12 protein-coding genes are annotated in these 16,114 nt (G+C 35.1%); all 12 read left to right on the forward strand.

What is annotated here, in order from left to right; translation table 11 throughout:
- Nucleotides 1-312: MarR family winged helix-turn-helix transcriptional regulator (locus ACJMLO_RS00555; protein WP_405292877.1), on the forward strand; the 312-nt coding region annotated here is incomplete at its 5' end.
- Nucleotides 313-1,648: 1,336 nt separating this feature from the next.
- Entirely contained in the window at nucleotides 1,649-3,829 is a 2,181-nt protein-coding gene (locus ACJMLO_RS00560; protein ID WP_405292879.1) for a hypothetical protein, read from the forward strand.
- Nucleotides 3,830-3,868: 39 nt separating this feature from the next.
- Nucleotides 3,869-6,070 (forward strand): hypothetical protein, encoded by a 2,202-nt coding sequence (locus ACJMLO_RS00565; protein ID WP_405292881.1) that lies wholly within the window; start codon nucleotides 3,869-3,871, stop codon nucleotides 6,068-6,070.
- Nucleotides 6,071-6,086: 16 nt separating this feature from the next.
- Nucleotides 6,087-8,249 (forward strand): hypothetical protein, encoded by a 2,163-nt coding sequence (locus ACJMLO_RS00570; RefSeq protein WP_405292883.1) that lies wholly within the window; start codon nucleotides 6,087-6,089, stop codon nucleotides 8,247-8,249.
- Nucleotides 8,250-8,265: 16 nt separating this feature from the next.
- Nucleotides 8,266-10,500: a collagen binding domain-containing protein gene (locus tag ACJMLO_RS00575; RefSeq protein WP_405292885.1), complete on the forward strand. Its 2,235-nt coding sequence runs from the start codon at nucleotides 8,266-8,268 to the stop codon at nucleotides 10,498-10,500.
- A gap of 102 nt (nucleotides 10,501-10,602) precedes the next feature.
- Nucleotides 10,603-10,818: an Asp-tRNA(Asn) amidotransferase subunit GatC gene (gene gatC, locus ACJMLO_RS00580; protein WP_405292887.1), complete on the forward strand. Its 216-nt coding sequence runs from the start codon at nucleotides 10,603-10,605 to the stop codon at nucleotides 10,816-10,818.
- An 11-nt stretch (nucleotides 10,819-10,829) separates the two neighbouring features.
- Nucleotides 10,830-11,315 (forward strand): amino acid-binding protein, encoded by a 486-nt coding sequence (locus tag ACJMLO_RS00585; RefSeq protein ID WP_405292889.1) that lies wholly within the window; start codon nucleotides 10,830-10,832, stop codon nucleotides 11,313-11,315.
- A gap of 12 nt (nucleotides 11,316-11,327) precedes the next feature.
- A complete protein-coding gene (locus ACJMLO_RS00590; protein ID WP_405292891.1) occupies nucleotides 11,328-12,347 on the forward strand; it encodes a homoserine dehydrogenase in 1,020 nt (339 codons plus the stop codon).
- A 22-nt stretch (nucleotides 12,348-12,369) separates the two neighbouring features.
- Entirely contained in the window at nucleotides 12,370-13,581 is a 1,212-nt protein-coding gene (locus ACJMLO_RS00595; protein ID WP_405292893.1) for a cofactor-independent phosphoglycerate mutase, read from the forward strand.
- Between the two features lies 1 nt (nucleotide 13,582).
- Entirely contained in the window at nucleotides 13,583-14,218 is a 636-nt protein-coding gene (locus tag ACJMLO_RS00600) for a flavodoxin family protein (protein WP_405292895.1), read from the forward strand.
- Nucleotides 14,219-14,335: 117 nt separating this feature from the next.
- The gene (locus ACJMLO_RS00605) at nucleotides 14,336-15,700 is read left to right on the forward strand and encodes an MATE family efflux transporter (protein WP_405292897.1); all 1,365 of its coding nucleotides are present in this window, start codon (nucleotides 14,336-14,338) and stop codon (nucleotides 15,698-15,700) included.
- Nucleotides 15,701-15,766: 66 nt separating this feature from the next.
- Nucleotides 15,767-16,111: a GNAT family N-acetyltransferase gene (locus tag ACJMLO_RS00610; RefSeq protein ID WP_405292899.1), complete on the forward strand. Its 345-nt coding sequence runs from the start codon at nucleotides 15,767-15,769 to the stop codon at nucleotides 16,109-16,111.
- Nucleotides 16,112-16,114 lie beyond the last annotated feature (3 nt).

Genomic DNA, 16,114 nt, shown 5'->3' on the forward strand with positions numbered 1-16,114 from the left:
GTGCTCCTAGTTTTAGCATTGAATAATGGAGTGTCTATTGATTATCTTGCAGAAAAAGCAAACATAGGAAAAAGTAGTGTAACCAAATCTGTGAAGATACTTGAAAAGAAAGGATTTCTGACAAAAGAAATTGATCCTAAAGACAATCGCAAAAAAATTGTTAAAATCACAAAAAAAGGTAAAGAAATACAAAAGGCAGCTCTTCAAATTAATGATGAAATAGAAGAATCAATAATTTCCAAAATAGGTGAAAATGAAATTAAAGCCTTAAAAGAACAGTTAATCACATTAGACGAATTAATTAAAAATTAAAAATCATCAACTATCTCCTTGAAATTTCAACAGAATCATGTTTCCAATAATGAATTCATCTGTACTGATGTTAACAATTAAATGAAGGGTATAAAAAATAGATTTTTAAAAATTGAATAAGGACAAATTTGTTAAACAAATTTTGACACATCCTCATTCAACATTCATATCTATTGGTTGGTACTGTGCCAGCCAAAACATCCTAAGATGTCATATAATATTATGAAAATCAAAGTATATAAAAGTTTCATTTATTAGTTATTACTATATCTAAGCAATATTTCATTCTTAAAATAATTTTATACTCCAAAAACAATATTTATTTTTAAAAATATGAAATTATAAATAGTTTAAGGACAAAATATCTAATTCTAAAACACTAATATAATAATTTATATCTATGGTGTTTTTATGAAGTGGAAAGAGAATTCAATTAAAAACACTCCAATTCAATTTGGAGAATTGATATTGTGGTAGTTGAAAATATGATGCTTGCTGTCTCTTATTTATTCCTAGCAAGTTACTACATATTGTTGGCAATTAACCTGTTAATGTAAAACAATCTATGATGTCGAATTGGAAGCCTAGTTGGATTTCATCCGAAATTTTCTAATTTGATAAACTGACAATTTAGATGATAATTAGCTTTAATATGTGTTTTATAGCTTCCTTTTTTACACGTAGTCCAATATTATTATTTCCACTTTAAAAACACCAATATTCATAATCTTTATATGAAATTATATTAATATTATACTGTAAGAGTTAAAAGTAGTAAATATTTTGTATAGTATGCGGGCAAAATAAAATCTCATTATTTTTGGTTTATTTGGCTTATTAATCGTTAATATTAAGTTTATTTTTTTATTAACTTAATATAACTTTTTTAATTATTTTATTAAGTGTAATATTATCTTATTTTTAAAAAATAAGTATTTTTTTAAGGAATTAATCTGGTCTTTTTTTCTAAAGAGTGTTATATTTTGTATACTTTTTTGTATATTGACTTTATATCTGGAGTTAATAATTTGAAAAATTATTGATAAACATTTCATTTAATGTTTTATAGGCTATGTTTCCATAAAATTAATTAAGAAATGATCTAATCATGAAATTGGAAGGGGTTTCTAGAAAATTCAAAAATAAATGAAGTATTTGTCATCTATTTATCAAGTATTCGCCATATTATATCATGTTTTCATTAAATATAATGGATATAATTATTCTTAGAGCAATTAAACAAATAGGAATCATTTTGCCAATATAACTTTTCAATTTTTAAAAGAATTTAAATATTAATTTTGATATAATAGTATTATATTAATGGTGAATTTCCATGAATAAAAAAGCAATATTGTGTTTACTTATTTTGGTAGGCATTCTGTCTATTTCACATGCATGTGCAACAGATAATTTGGACAATGTCACATGCAATACTCAAAATGAGGATTGTGATGAAAGCATTAGCTTAAATGATGATGATGGTGTCTTAGAAGATAATGATGATGAAGTTGGGACATTTACAGACTTGGAAGATTTGATACGTACAAGTATGGGAGTTGTTGAATTAGATCAGGATTACAGATACTGTTCGGAGATTGATGACAAGTCATTTCTTAGTTCCGGAGTTCGTATTTTGGGTGATGTATATTTAAATGGAAATGGCCATACAATCTATGGGAATGGGGTTCGCTCCATTGAGGTTCTCGATGGAGGATACATTGAAATATACAATCTGAATTTTGTAAACATCTACACTCCCGAAAAACTTAAGGAATCTTCTGGCAGTATTGACTATGGCGGAGCGATATCCAATCGTGCAAATATGTATCTTGAAAATTGCACTTTCGCCAATCAGTATGCAAAAAATGGAGGGGCGATTTACAATAATTATTTCACAACTGCCAATCTTGTCATCAATAACTGCACATTTGTTAACTGTTCATCTGCAAATTATGGAGGAGCCATATATTCTCTACATACGCTTTATGTAATAGGTTCTGAATTTTACAATACTTCCTCTAATTTTGGAGGGTCCATTTATACCAATGGCGAAGCGTATATTTCAAATTCCAGCTTTAAAAATAGTACTGCCTCTTCAGATGGGGGAGCAATTCACAACAGGAATTTTTATATCTGTGATGTTTTCAATTCAACGTTTTATCAAAATACTGCTCAAAATGGAGGTTCATTAAAAGACTGCATTGCTGCAAATTGCTATTTTGGAAATGACAATTATGCAACTGCCAATGGAAATTACATGTATAATGGTGTCAATATAAATTGTACGGGCGAAAACGACAATGCAGGAAACTATTTCAATACCACAAATTCAACAGGATTCTCATTTGGGGTGCAAAGATTATTATTTAATTATAACAATGAAACGCTTGACATAATTGTTTCAAGCAATCCTGGCGGTGAAAGAATTGGTGGCGTTTCATTAAGATTAGTATTTGAAGATGAAGAACAGAATGTTCGTGAATGTATTATAGACACGGTTAAAGGAGGTATAGCCAGCCTATATCTAAAGAGTTTTTCAAATGGAACTTATAAGATGAAGGTGTCTTTTTTAGATAAAAGATACAATGATACGGAAATGTCCTATAAGGTGATGATAGGCAAACAGAATTCATTGGTTAGTTTTAGTTCCAGCGTTATTTTTGAATATGGCAGTGTAGGGTCAATTTATGTTAATGTTGAGGGAGGAAGCGTTGAACGTAAAAACATTCAGGTTGTAGGTCACCCTGAAGCGAATATTGATTTGGATAAGAATATTATTCTGATATCCGGTTTGGAAGTGGGCAAGTATACATTGAAGGTTGTTTCAACTCCCGACGATATTCATTTGGCCGGTGAGGGAGTCATTGACTTTTCTGTTAAAAAGGCCGTTGCTGTTATTAGGGCTTCTCAGTTGACTGTTGCTTTGAAAAAGGGCACTTTGTGGTCTGTTTATTTGGTAGATCCTAAGACAAATAGGCCTATTGCCAATATGCAGTTGACATTAACTGTTTTCACTGGCAGCAAGTCTTCTATTGTTCATGTAACTACTAATGCCAATGGTGTTGCGACTTACAAGACTTCCGGTTTGTCTAAAGGAACTCATAAAGTTATAGTCAGCGGTACACATCCCGGATATTCATTCAATACGGTGACTTCTTCCATTAAGGTCATTAAACCAAAACAGTTAACTTTCAAGGTTCAAAAAAGAGTCAATGACAAGAATGGTGCTTTGATTTCTTATGTTGTCAAGGACAAGAAGACCAATAAGGGAATCAATGGTGTTAAAATCAACTTATTGATTTACACAGGTAAAAAATATAAGATTATAACTCTCAAGACTAAAAAAAGCGGCAAATATAATGGGGCTATTGGTTTTTCAACTAATGCCTTGTCTGTAGGCAAACATAAGGTTTTGGTTGTTCCTGCAGATATCAGATATAGCGGTTCTGCAAAGACAACAATGATAATCAAAAAGGCAGCTAAAAAGAAACCATTATACTCACATAAATTATAATATGACAAATTAACATTAAAGATAATTCGGAGATTAAACATGTCAATGAAAAAACATTTGGTGATTTTGGGATTTCTGTTTGTATTGATTTGTATGATGTCTCAGGTCAGTGCAGCAGAGGATTTTGATAATTTAACGGACACAGACTTTGAGGAAACGATTGATGAAACTGCAGAAGTTGAACTTTCAAGTAAGGAATGTGGAACGTTCACAGATTTGGATACTTTAGTATATGAACAATATGTTATAGAATTGGATAGGGATTATGCTTTTAACCCTGAAAAGGATGATGAATCTTTAAAGAGCGGTATATATATTGGCCATGAACTTGTCTTGAATGGTAATAATCATACGATTTATGCAAATGGTGCAAGAACATTTGTTGCATTGGAAATAGTTAGGGATGTCTATATTTACAATCTGAATTTTGAAAATATATATTCTCCAGAATTTTTAGAAACATATGACGGTAATGCACTTTATTATGGTGGAGCATTGATTAATACGGGCAGTATTTATTTGGAAAATTGCACATTCATAAATAATTTTGCCTTGGTACTGGGAGGTGCAATCTTAAATGCAGATTATGCTACATTGTATTTGAATAACTGTAAATTCATTAACAATTCGGTTCTGGATACTGATGAATACTTTGATGATGAGGATTTGGTAGGAGGTGGCGCAATAGCTGCCTATGGTCGAGCCATGATTATAAATTCAACTTTTGAGAACAATTTCGGAAATGATGGTGGTGCAATAGCAACTTCTTGTGAATCTTACATTTATGACTGTACTTTTGTAAACAACAGGGCAACTACCCGAGGTGGCGCAATCTACAATCACAGGTATAATGCATCCAGTGTGTATAACTGCAGTTTTAAAAGCAATCAGGCGGCATATGGGGGTGCCGTCTATGATGTGTCTGCTATAAGATGTTATTTCGATAGTGACAATCATGCAGATACCAAAAAAGGACATAATATGTATTCCGGCGTAAATATCGATTCCATTAGTGAAAAACAGACTAGCGAATATTTCTATGATGTGATTAATTCCGAATCATTTTCATGTGAACCGCTAAATTTAATTTTCGATAATAGGGAAGATGCAAAATTGGAACTTCTTGTAAAAAGCAATCCTAATGGTGAAGTTATTTCTGCAATTGACTTATATTTAAGAATTGAAGATGAATATGGAGATTACAACTATTATCTTGTAAGGACTAATGAAACCGGAATTGCCAGCATGCCATTATCAAATTTAACCAACGGAACATATAAATTGACCGTATTTTTCGCAGAGGATTTCTATAACAATACTCAGATAAACTATACCTTAGTATTGGGTAAAGTCCAATCAAAAATCAGTTTCAGTGCAGGTATTGTTTTTGAATATGGTCGTGTGGGATCTGTTTATGTTAATGTAGTGGGAGGCACTCTTGAACTTAAAAATATTAAAGTTGTTGGCCATCCCGAAGCTAAAATCGATTTGAATGGAAAATTGGTGACAATTTCCGGTCTGGATGTCGGTAGTTACACTTTAAGGGTCATATCAATTCCTGATGAAAACCATTCTCCAGGTGAAGGTACAATAAGTATTTCAGTTAAAAAGGCGGTTGCTGTCATTAAGGCTTCACAGTTAACTGTTGCTTTGAAAAAGGGCACATTGTGGTCTATTTATTTGGTTGATTCCAGAACCAACATGCCTATTGCCAATATGCAGTTGGCCCTGCAGGTTTTTACAGGTAAAAAATATAAGATCGTTAAAGTTACCACCAATGCCAATGGTGTTGCGACTTATAAGACTTCCAGTTTGTCTAAAGGAACTCATAAGATTATTGTTAGTGGAACACATTCTGGATATTCATTCAATACGCTAACCTCTTCTATCAAGGTCATTAAACCAAAACAGTTAACTTTTAAGGTTCAAAAAAGAGTCAATGACAAGAATGGTGCCTTGATTTCTTATGTTGTCAAGGACAAGAAGACCAATAAGGGAATCAATGGTGTTAAAATCAACTTATTGATTTACACCGGAAAGAAATATAAGGTTATAAGTCTCAAAACTAAAAAAAGCGGTAAATATAATGGAGCTATGGGTTTTTCAACCAATGATTTGTCCGTAGGTAAACATAAGGTAATAATCGTTCCTGCAAATATCAAATACAGCGGATCTGCAAAGACAACAATGATTATCAAAAAGGCGGCTAAAAAGAAACAGACCTACTCACATATATTATAAAGGAGTCTGAATCATCATGTTTAAGAAAAGGTATATTGCAATATTATTTCTGATAATTTTTATTTTTAGCATATCTCATGTTGTAGCGGCTGAAAATCTGAATAATCTCACGCAGGATGATTCTTCAAAAACATTAAAACAGGACGATGAAATTCTAATAGGGGAAAATGGTTACGGAACCTATTCGCAGTTAGAGGATTTAATTGTCAATAATCATGAAATCGAATTGGATAGGGATTATATTCTGGAGGAATCTGATTCAAGATATAATGTATCAGGTATTGGGATTAGCCATGAAATGACATTGGACGGTAAGGGCCATACAATCTATACGAATATGTCCCGGGTATTTTATGTCAATATTGGAGTATCTGATGTAAAAATCCATAACTTAAACATCAAAAACGTTTATTATCCTAATGCTGATGAATATTATTCTCCGGGACTTGACTATGCCGGAGCAATCTTTAATGATGGGGAATTATATTTGGAAAACTGTACTTTCACCGACTGTCATTCAAATGCTCAGGGCGGTGCAATTTTCAATAACAATACTTTAACCACAGACAATTGCACTTTCTTAAGAAATTCCATTTATAAAAATTATTATGGTGGAGGAGCAATTTGGTCGGCTGGCAAACTCGCAATCATCAGTTCCAAGTTTTATGATAATTACGGAAGATTTGGCGGAGCAGTACTTTCATTTAATCGCACCACTATTTTAAATAGTTATTTTGAGAATAACTTTGCATCCATAAGTGGTGGCGCCATATTTAACATGCTTCCAGATATTTGTGAGGTTTATAATTCTTCATTTCATGATAATAAAGCCCAATATGGTGGTGCACTATTTTCAGTAATTGCTGTAAACTGTTCTTTTGTAAATAATTCGGCAGTCACCAAACAGGGAAATAATGCAAATGGAGGGGCAATATTAAACTGTACAAGCGATAGGAATGCTCCTGAAGACTTTTATAGTACTCCAAATTCCACAGGATTTTATTTTAATCCTGGAAGGCTGAATTTTGAAATGGGAGGTTTTGACAAATCACTGGAGTTTTATACATTCAGCAATCCTAGTAATGAAAAAGTGTCCGGTGTAGGATTAAATATTGTAATTACAGATAAATTCAATCAGACCAGGAACTACTCTTTGGGCAGTGATGAATACGGTGTAGTTGGAATACCGTTGTCTGATTTTGCAAACGGCACATATAAGGTTAGGGTTTCATTTTCAAATAAATTATTTAATTGTGATGAAAAGGAATATACTTTATATTTGGGCATTCTGAATTCTACTGTTAGTTTCAGTGCAGGTGTCGCTTTTGAATACGGAGGATCAGGTTCCATATTTGTCATAGTTGACGGTGGTATTGTTGAAGAGAAAAATATTAGGGTATTGGGCCAGCCTAAGGCTAAAATTACTTTAGTAAATAAGCTAATCACAATATCCGGTCTGGATGTCGGCACATATACATTACAGGTTGAGACAACTCCTGATGAAAATCATTTCGCTACTGTAGGAACAGTGCCAATCAATGTTAAAAAGGCGGTTGCTGTTATTAAGGCTTCCAAATTGACAGTTGCATTGAAAAAAGGTACTTTATGGTCTGTTTATCTGGTTGATTCTAAAACTAACAAGGTTATTGCCAATATGCAGTTGACTTTAAAGGTTTACACGGGCAAAAAATATAAAATCGTTAAGGTCACCACCAATGCCAATGGGGTGGCTTCTTTCAAGACTTCCGGTTTGTCCAAAGGCAATCATAAGGTAATTGTTAGCGGGTCACATCCGGGATTTTCTTTCAATACTGTTACTTCTTCCATTAAAGTCATAAAGCCGAAAGAGTTGACCTTTAAGGTTCAAAAAAGGGTAAATGACAATGACGGTGCGCTGATTTCATATGTTGTTAAGGATAAAAAGACCAATAAGGGAATCAATGGCGTTAAGATTAACCTTTTAATCTACACTGGAAAGAAATATAAGGTTATCTCTCTTAAAACCAAAAAAAGCGGCAAATATAATGGAGCTATGGGTTTTTCAACAAATGATCTGTCTGTTGGAAAACATAAGGTCTTGGTTATTCCTGCAAATATCAAATACAGTGGATCTGCAAAGACAACAATGATAATTAAAAAGGCAGCTAAAAAGAAACAAACTTATTCACATAAACTATAAATAATGGTGTTTTCACATGTTAAAGAAGAGATATCTGATATTACTGGCGTTAATGCTTGTAATCTGTATTTTGCCTCAGGTTACGGCTTCTGAAACTCTTGACAATGTCACATATGAAGATTCTGGTGACATATTAAATCAATATTCTTTAGATGATGCAATTTCACAAACTGATGAAAATGATATGCATCTAAGTGAAAATGGGGGATATGGTACATTCGCCGATTTGGAATATCAGATTGTCAGAAAGTATGCCCTTGATTTGGATAAGGATTATCTGTTTGATGAAGAAGATTCTGATTTTTCATATGAAGGAATTGATATAAAGCATGAAATTGCCCTAAACGGTAACGGACATACGATCTATGGAAATACCGGAAGGATATTCAATGTTCTTCCTGGGGTTAAGGAAGTGAAGATAAGCAATTTGATTTTTAAAATTAGCTATCCTCCGGGCATTAAAGATTATAACAGCATATTTGTTCGAGATTATGGTGGTGCAATTTATAATCAGGGGGAACTATACTTAGAAAATTGTACTTTCATTGATTGCCATGCCAATCACTTTGGAGGTGCCGTTTACAATTCGAAAGGAAAAGACATTAGCTTATATGTAAATAACTGTACATTTTTAAACACTTCAGTTTCCAGAGTTGGTGAAATCGGAAATTTCGGAGGGGCCATAATTTCCTATTCAAAACTTGAAGTTAATGATTCCAGGTTCTATGACTGTTTTGCAAGGTCCGGTGGAGCAGTATACTCTTTCAATGAAAGCATAATTTCTAATTGTCATTTTGAGAATAATGCCGCAACAATCTGTGGCGGAGCCATAATGAATGTGAATACGTATATCTGTGAAGTCTACAATTCGTCTTTTTATGGCAATGCTGCGGAATACGGTGGGGCAATGTATTCAACCATTGCTATAAACTGTTCTTTTGCTAAAAATACTGCAAATGCAAAAGGAGGCAACAATCTATATGAGGGAGTAATATTCAACTGCACATGTGAAAATAATGACCCTAGAAACTTTTTCGGCACTGTAAACTCAACAGGATTATATGTCAAACCTGGAAATTTGGTTTTTGAAAAGGGAGGTTTGGACAAATCATTGGATTTTGATGTATTAAGCAATCCGGGCAATGAAAAGGTTTCCAGCGTGTGGTTAGATATTAAAATTGCTGATAAACTTAATCATGTCAGTCATTACTCCCTTGGCAGTGATGAATATGGTGTAGTCAGCATACCATTGTCGGATTTTGCAAATGGAACATACAAAATTACTGTTTCATTTTCAAATAAGTTATATAATGATTCTGAAGAAACCTACACTTTAAATTTGGGAATTTTGAAGTCTACTGTTAGCTTCAGTGCTGGTGTCGCATTTGAATATGGAGGGTCAGGTTCCATATTTGTTACAGTTGAAGGAGGCACTGTTGAGGAGAAAAACATTAGGGTATTGGGTCAGCCCAATGCCAGGATTACTTATGCAAATAAGGTAATTACAATATCCGGTTTGGATGTTGGTACCTATACGCTTCAGGTTGAGACAACCCCTGATGAAAATCATTTTCCTACTACTGGAACTGTCGGCATCAATGTCAAAAAGGCAGTTGCTGTTATTAAGGCTTCTAAATTAACTGTTGTTTTGAAAAAGGGTACGTTATGGTCTGTTTATTTGATTGATTCTAAAAATAACAAACCAATTGCCAATATGCAGTTGACCTTACAGATTTTTACCGGTAAAAAGTCTAAATTCGTTAAAGTTACTACCAATGCCAATGGGGTGGCTACTTTCAAGACTTCCGGTTTGTCCAAAGGCAATCATAAGGTCATTGTTAGCGCGACACATCCAGGATATTTATTTAATACAGTAACCTCTTCTATTAAGGTTATAAAGCCAAAGCAATTAACTTTTAAGGTTCAAAAAAGGGTCAATGACAATAACGGTGCCCTGATTTCATATATCGTTAAGGATAAGAAAACCAACAAGGGCATTAATGGCGTTAAAATTAACTTGCTGATTTATACCGGGAAAAAATATAAGGTTATCCATTTGAAAAGTAAGAAAATTAAAGGCAAAAAGGAAACCTACAATGGTGCATTCGGTTATTCAACAAATGAATTGTCTGTAGGAAAACATAAGGTTTTAATAGTGCCGGCAAGTATTAAATACAGCGGTTCTGCAAAGACAACAATGGTAATCAATAAAATTGCTAAAAAACAGCAAGCACATTCCCTCAAAATTTAAAGAATTTGAAATAGGGGTATGCGCCTTTTTTTGGGAAAAAATTCTTTAACTTTATTAATATTGAAAAACAAAATAATTATATTATTAATTAGGAGTTTAATTATGACAATCGAAAAAGATGCAGAAGATATTATAGAAAAATTCTCAAAGATTTTAGAAGACATTCCGGATTCAGATGAAACCTGGTATATTACTGATAACTTGAATTTAACCCGTGAAGACGAATCCAGAGAAAAAAATCCTGAAAAAATACTAAGAAATGCCAATATTGACAAAGATGGAAATCTTATTGTAAAAAGAGCAGATTGGACAAATTAAGAGGGGTTTATATGAGAATAAACTTGGTTCTAGAACTTTTAGATTCTCCGGGACAGTTGGTTAAAGCATTGGAGCCAATAAGTGTCTTTGGTGCCAATCTGGTAACTGTTATCCATAAAAGAGATTATAAAAATGAAAACGGAAAAGTTCCGGTTCAGTTGACTTTGGAAGGAGAACATGAAGAACTTAAAAAAGTAGTTGGCAGATTTGAGGAATTGGGATTTACCATTATTGAAATGGATGGTGTTGTTAAAAAGGAAACAATCACTACAATATTCTTTGGCCACATTGTAGATCAGGACTTAAGGGACACTATGGATAGAATCAATGAATTGGAAGGTGTCGTAATTGTGGCATTTGATATCAAACTGAATGGTGAGGAAAAATCCACTGCACTGATTAATATTGAAACTGATATTGGCAAAAAGCAAATCGTATTTGATAGAATTGCAGAAATTGCCGAAGAAAAGGAATTATTAGTGATTAATGAAGTTTAAGTGATGATTATTATGGATGAGTGTAAAGTCATTATTATGGGATTCGGTTCAGTTGGCCAAGGTGTTGCCAATGCCATTTCCATGAAGAAAGATTTGATTAAAGATAAAACTGGTGTTGCGGTAAAGGTAGTGGCAGCAGCAGATTCATCTTCATCTGCAATCTCACAAGAAGGTTTGGATGAAGAATTGCTTGTTAAAACTAAAAATGAAGAAGGAAAACTATCCGCATACCCTGAATTCGGGTCTGATGTAAGTGGTGAGGATGTTTTGGATGCCGTTGAATACGATTGTCTTATTGAAGCAACTCCTACAAATATCGTCGATGCAGAGCCTGCATTTTCACTAACACTTAAAGCATTTGAACAGGGAAAGGATGTTGTAACATCAAATAAGGGACATTTAGCTTTAAAATTCAAAGAGGTAGTTGGGGCAGCTGAAGAGGCTGGCGTGGAATTCAAATATGAGGCCAGTGTTGGCGGTTCAATGCCTATCATCAATTTCACAAAAGACACTCTCGCTTCCTGTGAGATAAAATCAATCAAGGGTATTTTGAACGGCACTACAAACTATATCTTGTCAAGGATGACTTCAGAAGGCTCTGAGTATGAAGTTATTTTAAAAGAATCACAGGAACTGGGCATTGCAGAAACTGACCCTACACAGGATGTTGAAGGTATTGATGCAGCTTGCAAAACAGTTATTTTGGCCAATTCTCTTTTGGGAATTGATGCAACATACAGCGATGTTAAAGTTGAAGGTATTTCAAAGATTAATTCACAGGCTATTGAACTAGCTAAAAAAGATGACTATTTAATAAAATTAATAGCTGAAGTATCTCCTGATAACTTGCAGGTATCTCCTCGTTTGGTTAAAAGAGGAAGTTCCTATGATGTAAGCGGCACCTTAAATATGGCTACAATCAAGACTGATTTGGCTGATGAAGTGTCTGTAATTGGACTCGGAGCAGGTTCCCTTGAAACTGCTTCTGCGATGTTGACTGATTTGATTAGTATTTTAAAATCAAAATACTAATTCTTATACTTTTTTTGATAACATGAAATACGTAATTTTTATTCCTGACGGTTCCAGCGATTATCCTGTAGACGAATTAGGCGGCAAGACTCCTTTGATGGTGGCCAATACACCAAATATTGACAAATTGGCCAAGAAAGGATTTGGAGGATTTACAAACAATGTTCCCGACCAGTACACTCCGGGGTCTGATGTTGCAAACATGAGCATTTTCGGGTTCAACCCTGCAGATTACTATACCGGCCGTGGACCTCTTGAGGCGGGCAGCGAAGGAATTCCAACAAAACCTGAAGATGTGATATTCAGATGCAATACAATCTATACGGAAAATGATGAAATGGATGACTTCAATGCGGGCCATATTTCAACTGCCGAAGCTGATGAGTTGATGAAAGGGCTGAACGAATTCTTCAATGAGAAATATCCCGACTTTAAGGGCAAATTCTACACTGGAGTAAGCTACAGGCATCTTTTTGTCTACTCATGTGACAGCGTGGAGGATGCTCAAATATTGTCAGGCATCAAAACCATGCCTCCTCATGATATTGCAGGTGAAAAGTTATTGGATAACCTCTTCGGTGACTGCGAGCTGGCCGAAGAATTCCATAATATAATGTTTGAGGCAAAGGAGTATCTTGAGACTGCTGAAGTCAATCAGAAAAGGGAAATCCCTGCAAACATGATCTGGCTATGGGGTCAGGGCGTAACACCTAAGTTGCCTAACTTTGAAGAGACCTATGGAATAACCGCAGCAGTAATCACTGGTGTGGACCTGCTTAAGGGAATCGGCAACTTTGCAGGAATGGATACTATAGACGTTCCCGGAGCTACAGGATACTTTGACACTGACTATAAACAAAAAGGTGAATATGGAATTGAAGCTTTAAAAAATCATGATTTGTTATTGATTCATATTGAAGCTCCTGATGAGGCAGGACATGCTCAAAACACTGCTGAGAAAGTAAAGGCCATTGAGAGAATCGATGAGTTCATTGTTGGACCAATCATTGAAAGCCTGGAAGGCGAACCTTATAGGGGAGCTATACTGCCGGATCATCCAACACCAATCAGTGTCGGAACCCATACCCGTGATAATGTGCCTATAATCATCTTCGATTCAGAGCGTGAAGGTGATGGGTGCGAATCATTTGATGAAGAGGGAGTAAAGAAAGGTTCACTTGAATTTAGAGAGGGTCATTTCCTTGTTCAAAGATTGATTGATGGAGATTATTAAAATGAAAGTAATTCTAGTTAACGGAAGTCCGAATAAAAACGGATGTACATATACAGCACTTTGTGAAGTGGAAAAAACCTTAAATGATGAAGGAATTGAAACCGAGATTTTCTGGATTAAGACAAAACCCATTACAGGCTGCATCGCATGCATGAAATGTGGCGAGAAAGGCCAATGCACATTTGACAATGATGTTGTTAACGAATTCGTCAAAAAGGCATATGATGCAGATGGATTTGTATTTGGCTCACCGGTATACTATGCAGGTGCAAACGGGTCTGTGGTTTCATTTCTCGACAGGGCATTCTACTCAAACTCTCACGGTGATGGAGCAAAGGCATTCAAAAACAAGCCTGGAGCTGTAGTGTGTTCTGCTAGACGTGCCGGTACAACTTCAACCTATGACCAGCTAATCAAATATCTGGGAATCTCCTGCATGCCAATCATTTCATCCTATTACTGGAACATGGTTCACGGAAACACTCCCGAAGAGGTACTTCAGGATGAGGAAGGATTATCCACAATGAGGCAGTTAGGTCGCAATATGGCATTTTTCCTTAAATGTATTGAAGCCGGTGCTGAAAAAGGTTTGACTTTAAGAGAAGAGCCTAAAGCTCGTACAAACTTTATAAGGTAGTCATCTACCTTTAAATTTATTTTTTTTCTTTAATTGACTATTTTCTGACCTAACCTATAAAAAAGTTCATATGGGGTCATTTAAATATTATTATTTAGAATTATTATTTTTGATATTATGAACGTTTCCAATTTAATCAAAACTCCCGAAGGATATTTGTATTCAAATAGGGCATTGCTTGCTTTGTTCATTCCGCTTTTAATAGAATATTCCTTGGAATTCTTTGTCGGTTTTGCCGATTCGGTAATGGTTGCATCGCTGGGTGAGGCTGCAATTTCAGGTGTCTCGCTGGTTGACTTTCTAGTTCAGCTTCTTATCTTTTCCTTTTCAGCCCTTGCAACAGGAGGGGCGGTTGTTGCCGGACAGTATTTGGGAGACAAACAGATTAAAAAGGCACGAAACTCTGCAACTCAACTAATGTGGTTTTCAACAATCCTTTCAACGGTCCTGATGATTTTTGTAATCATTTTAAGGCAGTTTTTAATCGGAATCCTCTTCGGTCAAATTGAAGCAGACGTCTGGGCGAATGCGGACATGTATCTCTACATTGTTGCATTGTCAATTCCGTTTTTAGCCATCTACAATGCTGGAGCGGCAATTTTTAGAACAACCAATGATGCATCGCTTCCGATGAAGATTTTGCTTGTTTGCGACATTTTAAATGTCATCGGCAATGCATTCTGCATATATTATCTCGGTTGGGATGTTCGTGGAGTGGCTATTCCAACGGTAATTTCAAGGGCTCTTGCGGCAGTCCTGATATTGTACTTTGTTGTGGATGATGGCTACAAACTCCATCTTAAAAGGACTTTAAAGCACAAATTTGACTTTTTCATACTTAAAAAGGTATTGCAGGTAGGCATTCCATATGGTGTTGAAAATGGACTCTTCCAATTGGGGAGGGTTTTGGTTTTAAGCATAGTTGCAACATTCGGGACTATGGCTATTGCCGCTAACTCTGTAGGATATGCAATCGGAATATTTTCAGTTCTGCCGGGTTTTGCAATCAATTTGGGTCTCACAGCAGTCATATCAAATTGTGTTGGAGCCAATGATTATGAACAGGCAAGATACTACAATAAGAAAATGTTAATTATAGTTATCATCACACATATTATTATCAATGCAGTAATCTTTGCTGTGCTGCCTTTAATTTTAGGCATCTATAACTTGTCTGCCCAGACTGCAGCCATGACAACAGAAATGGTAATATGGCACGGAATTTTTGCAATAATCATCTGGCCGCTGTCGTTTACTCTGCCTGCAACATTCAGGGGGGCAGGAGACTCAAAATCAGTGATGTACATCAGTCTGGCAGTAATGTTTGCATGCAGAATAGGCCTTTCCTATGTAATTGCCGATTGGATGGGAATTGGAGTTTTCGGAACATGGATTGCAATGTTTATTGACTGGTATGTAAGGGCAGGAATTTACGTTTACAGATATTTCTCAGATAAATGGACAGAATACAGGGTGGTTTAGATTAGAGTAAATATAAAATATAAGAATACGCATAACTTTAGCAAAAAGCAGCTTGAAGATTTGTTTTTGTCTGTCGGATGGTCCTCAGGTCATTTTTCGGAAAAGCTTGTAGTTGCCATGAAAAACTTCGAAACAGTCTATTCCGCATGGGACGGCGATAAACTTGTTGGGATGATTTGTGCAATGGATGATGGAATAATGACGGCCTATGTTCATTATTTGCTGGTTCATCCTGACTATCAGCTTAAGGGAATCGGAAAGGAATTGGTTGAGAGGGTCAAAAATCATTATAAGGATTATCTCAGAATCGTTGTCGTGGCATATGATGATGAGCTTAAGTTCTATGAGTATTGCGGATTTGAAAAGGCAGAGGATGCAAGTGCGATGTTCATTACAGAGTTGTGGACCTAGGTG

The sequence above is a fragment of the Methanobrevibacter sp. genome, from assembly GCF_045120835.1.
Taxonomy (GTDB): domain Archaea; phylum Methanobacteriota; class Methanobacteria; order Methanobacteriales; family Methanobacteriaceae; genus Methanocatella.